Here is a 16,381-nt window from a genome sequence, read left to right as displayed (position 1 = left end):
TCGGATTATTCATCTGTCTTAAACATCTGAGTCGCGCGGACTGCACTTTGCCAGCCGCGGTAGAGTGTATCCCGTTTATTGTTATCCATCAGCGGATTGAATGTTGAATCGGTTTTACTGAGTTCCTGCAGAGCTTCTTGTGACAGAAAGAAACCTGTGGCAAGGCCTGCGAGATAACCAGCTCCGAGCGCAGTCGATTCCAAAATTGCGGGACGCTCAACCTTGGTCTGCAGCATATCAGACTGAAACTGCATAAGGAAGTTATTAGCTGAAGCGCCGCCGTCCACTCGCAGCCTGTCGATTTCTATACCGGCATCGAGCTGCATCGCATCGAGAACATCTTTTGTCTGATAGGCGACAGCTTCAAGTGTTGCCCGGCTGATATGCGCTTTAGTTGTCCCCCGGCTCAGACCGAACATGGTACCCCGCGCTTCCGAGTCCCAGTATGGCGCACCGAGTCCGGTAAAGGCGGGCACGACGTATACACCTTCAGACGAATCTACTTGCCTAGCATATTGTTCGCTTACTTTTGAGTCGCTGAAAAATTCGAGGTTGTCACGCAGCCACTGAATCGCGCTGCCCGCAACAAAAATAGATCCTTCCAGTGCATAATTCACCTTGCCGTTGATGCCGACAGCAATCGTCGTTAACAAGCCATTGTTGCTGGATGTCGGTTCTTCACCTGTATTCAGAAGCAGAAAACAGCCGGTTCCGTAAGTATTTTTCGCATCGCCTTCATTAAAGCACGTCTGGCCGAATAAGGCTGCCTGCTGATCGCCCGCGATACCTGCAATGGGAATGTTGTAACCGAAGAAGTGGGACTTTGTCGTGTAGCCGTATATTTCGCTTGAAGATTTTACTTCCGGCAGCATCTTCTTCGGAATATTTAAGATAGATAAAAGTTCTTCATCCCATTTAAGCTCGTATATATTATATAGAAGTGTCCGACTCGCGTTTGTATAATCTGTAACGTGTTCAGCACCTTCAGTGAATTTCCATATAATCCAGCTGTCTACCGTACCGAATAAAAGGTCGCCGTTTTCTGCTTTTTCCATGGCACCCTCAACGTTGTCGAGAATCCATTTAATTTTAGTGCCTGAAAAATAAGGGTCAATTACAAGTCCTGTCTTTTCCCGGAAAAGCGCTTCATATCCCTGTTCTTTCAAATCAAAACAAATATCGGCGGTCTGTCTGGATTGCCAGACGATAGCATTATAAATTGGAAGACCGGTATTTTTATCCCAGACTACTGCGGTTTCCCTCTGATTTGTAATACCGATTGAATCGATATCAGCCGGTGTGATGTTATTTTCTATCATGACTCCGGCAACTACAGACAAGACAGAACTCCATATTTCGTTTGCATTATGCTCCACCCAGCCGGAATGCGGAAAGTGCTGTGTGAACTCCCGCTGATTTGAAGCGGCAATATTTCCTTCCCGGTCGATAAGTACAGCTCTCGTACTCGTTGTGCCCTGGTCGATCGACATGATAAATTTTTTCATATTAAAATACCCCCAAAAAAGGTAAAAGTGATTATAAAATAATTATACCCGTTTTACAGTAAAGTTAAAAAATACAAATAAAAAAACCGGATTTCATATGAAATCCAGTTTAGTGTTCGTCGCCGGCATTAGGATCAGCTGACATTTTATTCAATCCGTCAAGGACAAAGATTGTCAATGTAATAAGTACCGCTAAAACAACACCAATCCAGAAGTTTAACGGGCCGCCGCCTGCAAGACTGTTAAGTATAAAGTTGACCATCTGAGTGAGCATGAATGCCCATAAAAATGTAACGAGATATCTCATCAGTGAGAAGCCTCCGATTTAACGTATTTTATACATTCATTTTACATGAAAAAATTCATAAAGTATAGTGGGGAAAAAATAATTGCTGAAAACGCTTGCATTATTGAAAGCGGTCTCATAGAATAAAGGTGCAAACGATTATGCATAGATGTATATTAATAAATTACATGCAGAAATTTTATAATTTTTAGATAATTCTTATTGCCTTTTTGACAGTGTCTTTATACAATAGAAAAACAAACATGAGAATTTACATAATTTGAAAAATTGAGACTTATTTTTAACAAAGGGAAAGTTAAGGTGATTTAAGTGGGAGAAGAGCTTCTGAGCGTTAAAAATTTGACGACATCCTTTAAAATAGACGGGACATATTACCCCGCTGTGGACGGTGTGTCACTGGATATTCAGCCGAATGAAGTAGTGGCACTTGTCGGGGAGTCCGGATCGGGGAAAAGTGCAACGGCATTTTCATTAATGAAGCTTCACAGGAATGCACGGATTGAAGGCCAGGTGGATTTTGAAGGTAAAGACCTTCTTAAAATTAATGAGAAAAAGATGAACACTATACGCGGCGGAGAGATGGCCATGATCTTCCAGGATCCCATGACTGCATTGAACCCGTTAATGAAAATAAAGCTTCAGATTATGGAGACTTTAAAAATACATAAGACGAAAGCTAAAAGTGAAAGAGAAAGCTATGCAATAGAGTTATTGTCGAGAGTAGGCATTCCAAATCCGGAACGTGTCGGGGAAGCATTCCCTCATGAACTTTCAGGAGGAATGCGCCAGCGTGTTGTAATCGCAATTGCAATTGCGAACAGACCGCGGCTCTTGATTGCAGATGAACCGACGACGGCGCTGGATGTAACAATTCAGGCGCAGATTCTCGACTTAATCAGAGAACTGCAGGAAGATCTTAACTCGGGAGTACTGCTGATTACGCATGATCTCGGTGTTGTGGCGGAAATGGCAGATCGGGTAGCTGTAATGTATGCCGGCCAGATTGTGGAAATCGCACCGGTTAAAGAATTATTTAAATATCCTAAACATCCGTATACGCGTTCTCTGCTAAACTCACTGCCGCATGAAGAGCAGATGGGAAGCAGACTTCATGTTATTGAAGGGGTCGTGCCTGCACTGAATAAAATGGATAGAGACTCATGCCGTTTTGCGCCACGGATTCCGTGGATTCCGGCTGAAGCCCATGAACATAATCCAGAACTTAGGGAAATCAGCCCGGAGCATTATGTACGCTGCACGTGCTATAAAGACTTCTATTTAAAATCGGACCCTGATATCGGACTTCAAGTAGAACAGGAGCAAATGGAAAATGGCGCAGAAGAGGTGAAGGAATGAATAACCTGCTCGAAATAAATAATTTAAAAGTGTACTACCCGATAAAAGGCGGTTTTTTCAATACAGTTAAAGACCACGTTAAAGCTGTTGACGGAGTCTCACTCAATATTCCGCAGGGCACTACATACGGTCTCGTTGGAGAGTCGGGATCAGGGAAAACAACAACAGGCAAAGCAGTCATCGGCTTGAATCATATAACGGAAGGGGAGATTCTTTTCGATGGCAAAGCAATCAGCGGAAGCGGGAAGTCAGTGGAAAACAGTAAAGAAATCCAGATGATTTTCCAGGATCCGTACTCTTCTTTAAATGTACGTAAGCGTGTATTTGATATCGTGAGTGAGCCGATTAGAAATTATCACAAACGTACTAAAGATGAACTGATTGCAGAAGTTTTGGATCTGCTCCAAAAAGTAGGGCTGCCGCCGGGCTCGCTTTATAAATATCCGCACGAATTTTCAGGCGGACAGCGGCAGAGAATCGGTGTAGCACGGGCAATCGCACTGAACCCGAAATTGATTATTGCCGATGAGCCTGTATCTGCACTCGACGTGTCGGTCCAGGCGCAGGTATTAAACTTTATGCAGGATATTCAAGAAGAGCTGGACTTGACAATGCTGTTTATCGCGCACGACTTAGGGGTTGTCCGGCACATGTGTCAGCATATCGGTATTATGTATCAGGGACGCCTCGTCGAGGAAGGCACCGCAGAGGATATTTTCAGCAATCCTCAGCACCTTTATACGAAACGTCTGATCGCTGCGATTCCGGATACGAACGTTGATAAAATCGATGAAAATCTGCATATTCGCCAGTCGGTAAAAGAAGAATACGACCAGCATTTTCACGAATATTTAGATGAGGATGGCAGAGCATTGCCGCTGATTAATATTTCAGCAACGCACAAAGCTGCACTGCCGGCAAAGGGGTGAAAGGCTGAATGTTAAAATTTACTATTAGACGGTTAATTATATCGTTTCCGCAAATTATTTTACTAAGTATTCTGGTATTCTTCCTGGGTTCTTTAATGCCGGGGGATGCCTTAAGCGGTCTGATTGACCCTACAGTGCCGATTGAACAAATCGAACGTCTGCGTGAACAGATGGGACTAAACAATCCCTGGTATATTCAGTACAGAGACTGGATAGCTGCGATGCTGCAGGGAGATTTCGGGCACTCGTTCTTTAAACAGCAGCCGGTACTTGACGTTATCGGTGATAGAATGCTGAATACCATATGGCTGTCATTATTCTCAGCAGTATTAATTTACTTAATCGGTATTCCATTAGGCCTTATTTCAGGACGATGGAACGACTCGCCGCTCGACAGTCTGATTACAGGATACACATACTTAGGTTTCGCAACACCGACATTTATTTTTGGTTTAGTAATGCTGCTGCTGTTCGGCTATACACTTGGCTGGTTTCCTACAGGCGGTTCGGTTGGAGCGGGCATACAGCCGGGCACCTTCGAGTATGTGCTGAGTAAAATCCAGCATCTTATATTGCCGAGTTTTGCTATAGCTTTAATCGGGCTGGTCGGCACCGTTCAGTATTTAAGGAGCGGTATTATCGAAACAAAACAGAAAGACTTCATAACTTTAGCACGTGCTAAAGGTGTAACAGAAGGAAAAGTTTATACGAAACATATTTTTAGAAACTCAATTTTACCGATTGCTGCTTTCTTCGGTTATGAAATTACGGCATTATTAGGCGGGTCGCTGTTTATCGAAACGATTTACGGCTATCCAGGCATGGGCCGCTTATTCCTTGAATCAATTTCAATCCGCGACTTTTCAGTGGCGAACGTACTTATTCTAATGTACGGAATGCTTGCGATTATAGGAACGCTGCTGTCAGATATTATTTTAAGTATAGTGGATCCGCGTATCCGCATTAAGTAAGGAGGGGTGAATTTGGCTAATAAAAGAGAAGACAAAAACAGACTGAAAGAAAATGAAACAGAAACTTATAAGTACAGTGAAGAACCGGCAAACAAAGAATACACCCCGCCTGAAAAAGGGGATGCATTCTCACTGGATGATAAAGACAGCAGTGAGCGAAAAGAAATGGATATGAGCGTTAAAGCGGATTTACCGCATGGGGCAGTGGGCCATGGCGCGCTGGATATGAAAAATCTGCCGCGCTCTAAGCCCGGCTGGAAAATTATATTTGAAGAATTAATCAGCGATAAACTCGCGCTGTTCTCTCTTATAATTCTAGTCGTTATTACATCATATGTATTCGGCTTAACGATGTTCCTGAACCAGGCGGCGATTGTTAAAGTGGATTTATTCGCAATCAACCAGCCACCTAATGATGAATTCAGATTGGGAACGGACTACGGCGGCCGCGATATCTTCGGCCAGCTGATTATTGGAACGAGGAATTCACTTGCTATCGGTTTCCTGGTCACTGCTATAAGTGTCGGCTTCGGTATAGTTTACGGTGTTGTATCGGGCTACTTTGGCGGACATATCGATAACGCGATGATGCGTGTTGTTGACTTTTTCATGGTTCTGCCATTCCTGATGATCGTTGTTGTATTCGTAACAATCGTTCCATCGTATGATATCTGGACATTCTCATTAATTATGGCTGCCTTCTTGTGGACAGGTACAGCGCGGCTGATTCGTTCAATTGCGATGCAGGAGAAAGAGCTCGATTATATTAATGCTTCCCGGACTCTTGGAAGTTCTAATATTAAAATTATATTTACCCAGCTGATGCCAAACATGGTCGGTCTGATTATCGTTAACGCAACGCTGTCACTGGCTGCGAATATCGGAATTGAATCAGGCTTGTCATTTATCGGCTTTGGTTTCCCGGAGAGCACACCTTCACTCGGGACACTCATGGCTTATGCAATTCAAACGCAGACTCTGCAGAACAGATGGTGGATTTGGGCACCTGCTGCAATCCTGATTTTAATCTTAATGCTGTGTGTCAGAAACATCGGAGAAGCATTCAGACGTGCAGGAGACGCCCGTCAGCGCAATGCATAAACAGAAGACTTAATTTTCAAAAAATTATTGTAATGCTGCATAACTATGCTATTATGAATATTAAGAAAACTTTACAAACATTTTATGGAAGAATTTCAATTCAGATACTAAAGTTCGGAGATCTGAACTTTGTATATATATCAAGCAGTAAAAACAAAGGAGGAAATAAAATGACTAAAATTTCTTGGTCGAGGTTTTGCTTCCTTATGACGCTGGCTCTTGTTTTAGCGCTGGCAGCATGCGGGGGAGATTCTTCAGAAGAAGATACATCTACGGATGACGCTTCAACGGAAGAATCAGGAGATGAAGAATCATCAGATGATTCTGCAGAAGAAGGGGATACTGCTTCAGGAGAAGTATACAACTATGAAGATTTTCCAAAAACAGTATCTAATACAGGGGAGCCTTCAGGGGAAGGAACTATTAAAGTAGGATATTCATCAGATACGCCTTTTGAGGGCACTCTGAACTGGGCATTCTACAATGGTGCACCAGATGCAGAAATGCTTGAGTTATTCGATGAATCATTACTGTCAATGGATGCTGATTTCCAGTATACAAATGAGGGTGCGATGACTTACGAACTCGATGAAGAAAATAACACTGTAACGTTTACAGTGCGTGATGACGTGAATTGGCACGATGGGGAGCCGTTAACGATTCAGGACTATGTTGCTTCATATGAAGTTATCGGACATCCTGATTACGACGGGGTACGCGGTTCAACAGACGGCTTTACGCTAATCGAAGGGTACGAAGAATATAGAAGCGGCGATGCTGATTCTATTTCAGGTATTGAAGTAGTGGATGATCAAACTGCTGTATTTACATACAGTGAACTTGCGCCGTCATTAACAGCCGGTGGTTTCTGGCCATATGCTTTCCCTGAACATCATTATGACGGTATAGAAGTAGCTGATATGGCAGCAGCACCTGAAACTCGTGAAAACCCAATTGGTATTGGACCATACAAAGTGGACTCAATGGTTTCAGGTGAGTCGATTTCTATGTCTAAGTTTGAAGATTATTGGCGCGGTGAACCAGGAGCTGCAGAAGTAACGGTACGTGTCATTGCACCATCGTCAGTTGCAAGTGCAGTTGAGTCAGGAGAGATAGATTATGCTATCAGTTTCCCGACAGACCAGTATCCGGATGTTGCAGACATTGAAGGTGTTGAATGGCTGGCAAATATTGAAGGTGCTTATACTTACATCGGATTTAAACTCGGCTCATGGAATGCTGATGAAAATCGTGTAGATTATAAACCCGAAGAAATGAAAATGGGCGACGTTGAATTACGCCGTGCAATGTGGCATGCAATTGACAATGACGCAATCGGCGAACGTTTCTACAACGGACTTCGCTGGAAAGCAACTTCACTAATTACTCCTTACCATGCTAACTGGCATGAAGAAGTAGAAGTTCCTGCCTACGATCCTGAAGAAGCAAACCGCATTCTTGACGAAGCTGGATACGAAGATACTGATGGAGATGGCATGAGAGAAACACCTGAAGGAGAACCGTTAACGATTAACTTTGCTTCAATGTCAGGTGGAGATACTGCGGAACCATTAGCAAACTACTACATCCAGTCTTGGAGAGATGTCGGTTTAAATGTTGAATTAACTAACGGCCGTTTAATCGAGTTTAACTCATTCTACGACATGGTTGAAAACGATGATCCGGAAATCGATATTTATCAGGGTGCCTGGAGTGTAGGTTCTGACGTAGACCCTTCAGGTCTTTACGGTCCGGATGCTCCATTTAACTACACTCGCTATGAATCAGATGAAAGTACTGCATTGCTGGAAGATGGTAACTCAGCAGAAGCTCTTGACACTGAATACAGAAAAGATGTATACAACCAGTGGGCAGAACTGATGGCTGAAGATATTCCTGTAATTCCGACACTTTACCGTGCATTTGTTACACCTGTAAACGAAAGAGTAATCAACTACTCTGAAGATTACGAGTGGAACGAAGACCTGTTATGGTACCGCGTTGGTGTTGAAGACGCAGAATAACCATTAATGAATAAGAGGAAACCTGGGACAAATTGTCTCAGGTTTCTTCTTATTTATCAGTTTGTTTTTAATTGAAAGACGGACTGAATTATGATAAATTAGTACCTAGTAATATAATGAGACTATAAGGTGTGAGAAGCATGACAAATGTAGGAATTCTCGGCATTGGTTCATATGCACCAGAAAAAGTATTTACGAATTTTGACTTTGAAAAAATTCTCGATACTTCTGATGAATGGATTAGAGAAATGACAGGTATAGAAGAACGGCGTTTCGCGGAAGATATGGAAACAAGTGAAATGGCTTTTTATGCAGCTGAAGAGGCGATAGAGAACTCGGGCGTGGCAAAAGAAGATATCGATTTTGTAATCGTTGCCACTTCTACCGGAGATTATAAATTCCCGACAGTTGCAACTATGATTCAGGACCGTCTGGGACTCAATAATGTTGCATCGATGGATCAGCTCGCTGCATGTTCAGGTTTTATATATGGACTCTCAACAGCTGAAATGTTCGTTAAATCCGGCAACTACAAAAATATTTTAGTGGTCGGCGTTGATAAGCTGACAAAAATAACTGACTTTGAAGACCGCTCGACCGCGGTATTATTCGGAGACGGTGCAGGTGCTGTAGTCGTTGGTGAAGTTGAAGAAGGTTTCGGCATTAAATCTTTCGAACTCGGGAGCAAAGGATCAGGCGGCAAGTATTTATATGGAGATAAAGAAAAAGGATATATCCGTATGAACGGCCGGGAAGTATTTAAATTTGCAGTCCGTCAAATGGGAGAGTCGAGCGTTGCAGTCACTGAAAAAGCAGGACTTGCAAAAGAAGATATTGATATGCTGATTCCTCATCAGGCTAATATTAGAATTATGAATGCGGCAAGAGAACGTATGGGGCTGCCTTATGATAAAATGAGTGTGACTGTCAATAAATACGGGAACACTTCAGCAGCATCGATTCCGCTCAGTATAGATTATGAAGTGAAAAGAAACCGCATCAAACCGGGAGACAATATTGTTCTCGTCGGATTTGGCGGCGGTTTAACATGGGGCGCAGTTTGTTTAACTTGGGGTACTAAAAAGGAGGACTCTTAATGACTAGAAGGCGAGTTGTAATTACCGGTGCAGGGGCAGTAACACCAATTGGTAATACAGCAAAGGAAACATGGCAGAACGCATTGGCGGGTAAGAATGGAATTGCAGAAATTACTAATATCGATACCGAACAATTTAATGTTCATATCGGCGGAGAAGTAAAAAACTTAAATATAGAAGATTTTATCGATAGAAAAGAAGCGCGCAGAATGGATAAATTTACACAATTTGCTGTTATTGCGGCAGACGAAGCGGTAAAGGATTCAGGTCTTGAAATTAACGACAGCAATGCTGAACGTGTCGGAGTATGGATCGGTTCCGGAATCGGCGGCATTCAGTCACTGGAAGATGGTTTTATCGCGCTGACGACTAAAGGACCGAGACGTGTCAGTCCTTTCTTCGTTCCGATGATGATCCCGGATATGGCGAGCGGCCAGGTGTCAATCCGTGAAGGGGCAAAAGGCCCGAACGGTGCGACGGTCACAGCATGTGCAACCGGTACAAACTCTATCGGTGACGCGTTTAAAATTATTGAACGCGGCCAGGCAGATGTAATGATTACGGGCGGTACTGAAGCGCCAATTACAAACATGGGTGTTGCAGGATTCCAGGCGAACAGAGCATTATCGAACTCGAACGATCCTGAATATGCGTCGCGTCCCTTCTCAAAAGACCGGGACGGTTTCGTAATAGCTGAAGGTGCCGGGATTGTTGTTATCGAAGAACTCGAGCATGCAAAAGCACGCGGTGCACAAATATATGCTGAAATTGTAGGCTACGGCTCTACGGGAGATGCACATCACATTACAGCACCGGCGCCAAATGGAGAAGGCGGCGCACGCGCAATGGCTGAAGCGCTGAAAGATGCCGGCATTAAACCGGAAGAAGTGCAGTACATCAACGCGCATGGTACGAGCACACCTTACAACGATGAATTTGAAACGCTAGCAATCCGTTCTGTCTTTAAAGAACATGCGGATAACTTGTTCGTCAACTCGACTAAATCGATGACGGGCCACATGCTCGGCGGAGCAGGCGGTATGGAAGCGATCATTACTGCTTACAGTCTGCGTGAAGGCAAAGTTCACCCGACTATTAATTTAATAAACCAGGCTCCGGAGTGCGATCTTAACTACGTGCCGAACGGTGTTGAAAAAGCTGACCTTAAATATGCTGTATCTAACAGTTTAGGTTTCGGCGGTCACAATGCGTCCCTGGTATTTAAAAAATACGAAGAATAAAATTATATATTGAAGCACGTTCTGCCTTGGGTGGAGCGTGCTTTTTTTGTTTGTATGGAATTTTACCGTTTGCTCCGCAATGAGCTCCTGTCATTCCCGAGAAAGTGTGTTTGCTCCGCAATGAAATCTCGATCCCCTTTTCATTTACCCAAAAACACAAAAAATCCGGGCAGAATCAAAAATTCTGTCCGGATTACTGATTATTTTCTGCGCTTTCTGCCTAAGCCCATTGCGCGTTCCATTTTTTCTACCATCTTATCTGCTTTCCGCGCTGCTTTATCGCGGCCGGCATCAAGAATCTCATCCAGTTCTTCACTGTTGAGGTAATAGTTGTATCTTTCCTGGAAATCGATAAGGAATTCTTTCACGACTTCCCCGAGATCCTTCTTAAAGTCTCCGTAGCTAGAGTCTTTATATTCTTCAGTCAGCTGTCCGATTGTTTTATCGGTTAATGAACTGTAAATAGTGAGCAAGTTCGAAATACCAGGTTTGTTTTCCTTATCGAATTTAATTTCGGTATCAGAATCGGTAACGGCAGAACGGATTTTCTTCGCCGCCTGATTTGGATCGTCCAGTAAGGTTATAAATGATTTTTGATTATCATCACTCTTACTCATTTTCTTAACAGGCTCGTTCAGGCTCATAATACGTCCGCCTACTGCCGGCAGTTTAATTTCAGGCAGTGTGAAGATGTCATTATATTTAGTGTTAAAACGCTCGGCAATATTGCGGGTAAATTCAATGTGCTGAGTCTGATCTTCACCGACTGGTACTACGTCAGCGTTGTAAAGTAAAATATCGCCGGCCATTAAAGCAGGATAAGTCAGGAGTCCAACAGAGATGCCGTCCCGCTGATTTTGCTTTCGTGCTTTATCTTTAAACTGTGTCATACGTTCAAGCTCTCCGATATATGAAGTACACTGCAGCATCCATGCTGCTTTGGCATGAGCTGAGACTTCACTTTGTATAAAGAGAGAAATCTTATCGGGATTTAAGCCGCTTGCAAGATAAATGGCTGCGAGCGCTCGTGAATTTTCACGAAGCTTTAGCCGGTCCTGGGGCACAGTGATAGCATGCTGGTCCACGATGCAGAAGTATGAATCGTATTCGTCCTGTAATTCAACGAATTGTTTATAAGCGCCAATATAGTTCCCTATAGTCGGAATACCGCTTGGCTGAACGCCTGAGAATAATGTTTTCATTAATGTCACCTACATAGTTTTAGTTAGTCTCTTAATATTAATACTCTTTTTGCAGATGTGCAATCAAGTGGGCAAATTAGCATTAATTTATATGAAAAAACTGGAGTAGGCAGTATTAATGCGGAAAACATCTATGCTTTGACCAAATTTGATGTTATAATAGAATCAGGCAGTAAATATTGCTTTTTAACAGCAGCTTAATTAATAATTTTTAAGATTATTACAATATTCTCATTTTATTTTAATGTTTAGTACCTATAATAAGAATTGTCAACAGGAGTCAGGGTTACATACTGGTGAGATGTTTAAAGATAACTTTAAACGGGTATAGATTCTTGTTAGAAATAAAAAATTGGAGTGTGAGTTACATGGTAGTACTATTTACTTCTCCAAGTTGTACGTCATGTCGTAAGGCAAAAGCATGGTTGCAGGAAAACGATATTCCTTATACGGAACGCAATGTATTTTCTGAACCATTAACTTTAGACGAAGTTAAATCTATTTTAAGAATGACAGAGTACGGGACAGAAGAAATTATCTCGACTCGCTCTAAAACTTTCCAAAAATTAAATGTTGATATCGAAAGCCTTCCTATGAATGAGCTGTATACTTTAATTATGGAAAACCCCGGTTTATTGAGACGTCCAATTATTATGGATGACAAACGTTTACAAGTGGGCTACAACGAAGATGAAATCAGACGCTTTTTACCACGCAGCATTAGAACCTTGCATCTAATCGAAGCTAAACGCCTGGCAGAATTATAAGAAATATTTGTACGATGATTAACTTGATATATGTATGAAGTTCAATACGCCTGCAGATGATTTGCTATCTGCGGGCGTTTTAACATATAATAAGCAGACAAATCTAAAATTTGGTATTATATTATAATCCTTAGTATAATAGGCAGAAATGATGGTAAGGGAGTGAGCAGGATGAGAATTGAAAGAGTGAACGACTCAACCATTAAATTCTTCTTAACATACAGCGATATTGAAAGCCGCGGTTTTAACAAAGAAGATTTATGGATGAACCGTCAGCGCGGCGAAGAATTTTTCTGGACGATTATGGATGAAGTAAACAACGAGCAAACAGATGATTTTGCTATGGATGGCCCATTATGGATTCAAGTGCATGCGTTCGACAAAGGTATCGAAGTCGTTGTGTCTAAGTCCCAGAATGAACATGATCCGTATGGCATGGAGCCTTATGCCATGAATATTGAAAACCGGGAAATCGAATCATTTATCGATAAAGCCATCGACGAACGGAAAACTGACAACAATAATAAATTTGATGTTCCAGTCATTAATGAACCCCTGATGGTTCACTTTAGTGATTTTGAAAATCTTATAAAATATACTCATGAAGTTGAAGTGGATGAAACGCTGTATGAAGATTTACTGTATGTACTGGATGGTAAATACTACTACCAGGTCTTCTTTGACTACAGAACACATTTTGACAGTATGGAAGGTATTGAATCAAAGCTGCTGGAATACAGTGAGCCGACTTCGATTGCCAGTGCCTTACTGGATGAATATGGAAAAATTATAATGAGTAACAACGTTCGGGCGCAGGTTAGAAGATATTTTCAAGAAAATTAATTAACTTGTACGAAAAAAAAATAAAACCTCCTTTTTCCCTATATATAGGAAAAGGAGGTTTTTTTATGTTTATGGCAAATGATGAAAACGGCTTGCAGGTTATGGCTTTAAATGCAGTAAAAAATGAACTGTATTTCTGTCCGGTCTGTGACACACCTGTTATTTTAAAAGCAGGCAGCGTAAAGGTTCCGCACTTTTCTCACCATCATATTTTACAATGCAGCAGATATTTATACAAAAGGGAATCGCTGCTCCATTTAAAGCTGAAACACGATTTATACCTTAAATTGAAGAAGCGTTACGATACAGCGATGGAATATTATCTTGAAAGTATTGAACAGATTCCGGATATTTTAATTGAACACAGCCTGGCTCTTGAAATTCAGCTGTCAAGAATCAGTCCGGAATTAATTTTATCGCGCACCTCAGGCTATCGTAAGCTCGGTATCAGAGTAATCTGGCTGCTGGACGAAAAAGAAATAAAACAGGAAGGTGTGCTCGTCTCCTTAAGTCATTTTCAGCTGTCCGCCATGTCCGAAGATACTATCTATACAGTGGATACCGAAAAACTTATTATTACTGCCTGGCACATCGGGCATACTGCCGGCTTAAACCGTTTCACATTTAAAAAAGAACAGGTGGTCCTGGATGATTTATTAACATTTCAAACTAAGGAAAGCTGGGCAGAAACATACAGGCTGTCAGAAGCAGCGGTGAAGCGTTTAATCCGGCGTGAGAAATCCGGGAAATCAGTCTTGAATCCGACACTGACTTATATGTATCAGCTGGGTCTGACTGCAGGCACGCTGCCTGATTTTCTTTATTTTACCGGTTTTGATGAAAGATATATTTTAAATTCGCCAATTGAGTGGAAGTTATATATTTATTACCATTTAACGAACAGTACTTTTGACCGCGAAAAGTTTTCTAACTTTATTAAATTGAGAACACTCTCTGATATTCCTGATAAAAACACAATCATTAAGAAGCTGCTTGCTTTCTATTTAAAAGTTTTTCGGATTTCGAAAGATATTGCTTGAATAAAGAATAAATTATTGAGAAAATTGTGTTACTAATAAACGGAGGTTTTTATTCATGGGGAATTTAATTACTAGAGAAGAACAGCAGCTTGAAAATACGTGGGATTTAACGACGATCTTTAAAAGTGACGAAGATTTTGAAAAAGCGTATAAAGCACTCGAGAGCAAAATCGCTGATAACGATCAATTCAAAGATGGTTTCGATTCTGCAGAAAAACTCGCAGATGCTCTGGAGCTCGAAAGATCACTCGATACAGAACTCGGGCAATTATTTGTCTATGCTCATTTAAAACACGACCAGGATACGTCAAATGATACTTACAGCGCACTCGAAAGCCGGGCAAGATCACTTGCAGTTAAATACTCGACAGCCTGGAGTTTCCTCGTGCCGGCAATTATGGAAATTCCTGAAGAAACTTTAAAAGAATATGCGAATCATGAACGGCTCGCGGAATTTAAATTTGATCTTGAGAAATTAAATAAGCAGCGACCGTATATTTTAAGCGATAAAGAAGAACAGCTCCTTGCCCGTGCCGGTGAAGTGATGCATACACCATCTCAAGTGTACGGTATGTTTAATAATGCAGATATTACTTTTAAACCTGCTGTTGACAAGGAAGGAAAAGAGCATGAACTTACTCAGGGGAACTATGTTGAACTGCTTAAATCTTCCGACAGGACGCTGCGCGAGTCTGCTTATAACAACCTGTACGGTGAATATAATCAATTTAAAAACACACTCAGCCAGACACTTGCCGGAGTTGTAAATACTCATGCTTTCAGTGCGGATGTCAGAGGGTATAAATCAAGCCGTCATCAGGCGCTGTCAAATAACCATATTCCTGAATCTGTGTATGACAACCTGGTAAACACAGTGAACGATAATCTTCATCTTTTACACCGTTATACAGAACTGCGCAAGAAGTTTTTAAAAGTCGATGAATTGAAAATGTATGATATGTACGTACCGCTCGTTGAAGATACAGACTTTGATATGACTTATGAAAATGCCAAAGAATGGCTTGTAAATGCTCTCCAGCCTTTAGGTGAAGAATATGTCAGCATCGTTAAAGAAGGCTTAGAGAACCGCTGGGTAGACGTATATGAGAACAAAGGAAAACGTACAGGTGCATACTCATCAGGCACTTACGGGACAAATCCGTTTATCCTTATGAACTGGCAGGATAATGTCAATAACCTGTTCACGCTGGCGCATGAATTCGGACATTCTGTGCACAGTTATTATTCGCGCAAAAACCAGCCGGCAAATACGAGCGGCTATTCTATCTTTGTTGCAGAAGTCGCAAGTACTTTTAACGAAGCGCTGCTTGCTGATTACATGTTTAATACGCTCGATGATAAAAAACAGCAGCTGTACTTATTGAACGAACAGCTGGAAGGTTTCAGAGGCACCGTGTTCCGTCAGACGATGTTTGCGGAGTTTGAGCATGCAATTCATGTGCTTAAAGAAGCGGGAGAGCCGCTGACAGCAGGCAAGCTCAGCGAAGTTTACGGAGATCTGAATAAAAAATATTTCGGTGATGCAGTCGACTACGACGAAGCAATCAGCGTGGAGTGGGCAAGAATTCCTCACTTCTATATGAACTATTACGTTTATCAATATGCAACAGGCTACGCAGCTGCAGCAAGTCTGTCAAAACAGGTGCTGGAAGAAGGGGAAGAGACTGCACAGCGCTATATCGAGGAATTCCTTAAAAAAGGATCATCGAACTACCCGATTGAAATATTAAAAAATGCTGGAGTCGACATGACGACGAGCAAACCGGTTGAAAATGCACTGGAAGTTTTTGAAGCACAATTAACAAAATTTGAAGAATTGCTTACTGATTTAGAGAATTAAGTTTGTGAATTCGTTTACATTATGACAATAATGTGAAAAACTGTTCAAAGTGTTGCTTAGAGCTTGTTACCGTGCTATATTTAACTCATGAAAATTTTATCACTGAAACATACCCCTTTGTTAACAGTGAAAAATTT

Annotated in this window: 14 protein-coding genes; 11 read left to right on the top strand and 3 right to left on the bottom strand. The window is 41.8% G+C overall.

Going from position 1 to position 16,381, the window contains the following annotated elements; genetic code table 11:
* Positions 1 to 5: 5 nt before the first annotated feature.
* Positions 6 to 1,505, bottom strand: coding sequence for a glycerol kinase GlpK (glpK, locus tag IR135_RS01290; RefSeq protein WP_135095984.1), 1,500 nt, complete (start codon positions 1,503 to 1,505; stop codon positions 6 to 8).
* Positions 1,506 to 1,614: 109 nt separating this feature from the next.
* Entirely contained in the window at positions 1,615 to 1,812 is a 198-nt protein-coding gene (locus IR135_RS01285) for a YjzD family protein (RefSeq protein WP_135095982.1), read from the bottom strand.
* Positions 1,813 to 2,121: 309 nt separating this feature from the next.
* On the opposite strand from IR135_RS01285, the gene IR135_RS01280 reads away from it, so the two are divergent.
* From IR135_RS01280 to fabF, 7 genes are all read left to right on the top strand, one after another.
* On the top strand, positions 2,122 to 3,168 hold the full coding sequence (locus IR135_RS01280) for an ABC transporter ATP-binding protein (RefSeq protein ID WP_135095980.1): 1,047 nt from the start codon (positions 2,122 to 2,124) through the stop codon (positions 3,166 to 3,168).
* Positions 3,165 to 4,097: an ATP-binding cassette domain-containing protein gene (locus IR135_RS01275; protein ID WP_135095978.1), complete on the top strand. Its 933-nt coding sequence runs from the start codon at positions 3,165 to 3,167 to the stop codon at positions 4,095 to 4,097. The genes IR135_RS01280 and IR135_RS01275 overlap by 4 nt, the downstream gene beginning before the upstream one ends.
* Before the next feature lie 8 nt (positions 4,098 to 4,105).
* Positions 4,106 to 5,068 (top strand): ABC transporter permease, encoded by a 963-nt coding sequence (locus tag IR135_RS01270; RefSeq protein WP_135095976.1) that lies wholly within the window; start codon positions 4,106 to 4,108, stop codon positions 5,066 to 5,068.
* 225 nt (positions 5,069 to 5,293) lie between these two features.
* Positions 5,294 to 6,169: an ABC transporter permease gene (locus IR135_RS01265; protein ID WP_228063385.1), complete on the top strand. Its 876-nt coding sequence runs from the start codon at positions 5,294 to 5,296 to the stop codon at positions 6,167 to 6,169.
* Between the two features lie 170 nt (positions 6,170 to 6,339).
* Positions 6,340 to 8,193, top strand: coding sequence for an oligopeptide ABC transporter substrate-binding protein (locus IR135_RS01260; protein ID WP_135095974.1), 1,854 nt, complete (start codon positions 6,340 to 6,342; stop codon positions 8,191 to 8,193).
* A gap of 140 nt (positions 8,194 to 8,333) precedes the next feature.
* A complete protein-coding gene (locus tag IR135_RS01255) occupies positions 8,334 to 9,290 on the top strand; it encodes a beta-ketoacyl-ACP synthase III (RefSeq protein ID WP_135095973.1) in 957 nt (318 codons plus the stop codon).
* On the top strand, positions 9,290 to 10,531 hold the full coding sequence (gene fabF / locus IR135_RS01250) for a beta-ketoacyl-ACP synthase II (RefSeq protein ID WP_135095972.1): 1,242 nt from the start codon (positions 9,290 to 9,292) through the stop codon (positions 10,529 to 10,531). Before IR135_RS01255 ends, fabF begins: the two co-directional genes overlap by 1 nt.
* Before the next feature lie 200 nt (positions 10,532 to 10,731).
* On the opposite strand, the gene trpS is transcribed toward fabF, so the two are convergent.
* On the bottom strand, positions 10,732 to 11,733 hold the full coding sequence (gene trpS, locus IR135_RS01245; RefSeq protein ID WP_135095970.1) for a tryptophan--tRNA ligase: 1,002 nt from the start codon (positions 11,731 to 11,733) through the stop codon (positions 10,732 to 10,734).
* A 368-nt stretch (positions 11,734 to 12,101) separates the two neighbouring features.
* Here trpS and spxA point away from each other — a divergent pair, with 368 nt between their 5' ends.
* The 4 genes from spxA (at position 12,102) to pepF (ending at position 16,244) form a co-directional block, all read left to right on the top strand.
* Positions 12,102 to 12,500 (top strand): transcriptional regulator SpxA, encoded by a 399-nt coding sequence (spxA, locus tag IR135_RS01240; protein ID WP_115883884.1) that lies wholly within the window; start codon positions 12,102 to 12,104, stop codon positions 12,498 to 12,500.
* 171 nt (positions 12,501 to 12,671) lie between these two features.
* Positions 12,672 to 13,343, top strand: coding sequence for an adaptor protein MecA (mecA, locus tag IR135_RS01235; RefSeq protein ID WP_115883883.1), 672 nt, complete (start codon positions 12,672 to 12,674; stop codon positions 13,341 to 13,343).
* A gap of 65 nt (positions 13,344 to 13,408) precedes the next feature.
* Positions 13,409 to 14,383, top strand: a complete 975-nt coding sequence (locus IR135_RS01230) for a competence protein CoiA (RefSeq protein ID WP_135095968.1) — start codon at positions 13,409 to 13,411, stop codon at positions 14,381 to 14,383.
* Positions 14,384 to 14,438: 55 nt separating this feature from the next.
* Positions 14,439 to 16,244 (top strand): oligoendopeptidase F, encoded by a 1,806-nt coding sequence (gene pepF / locus IR135_RS01225; protein ID WP_135095966.1) that lies wholly within the window; start codon positions 14,439 to 14,441, stop codon positions 16,242 to 16,244.
* The last annotated feature ends 137 nt before the right edge of the window (positions 16,245 to 16,381 follow it).

It is taken from the genome of Jeotgalicoccus nanhaiensis (assembly GCF_015235105.1).
Classification (GTDB): domain Bacteria; phylum Bacillota; class Bacilli; order Staphylococcales; family Salinicoccaceae; genus Jeotgalicoccus; species Jeotgalicoccus nanhaiensis.
This window is presented reverse-complemented; position numbering and strand designations above follow the sequence as displayed.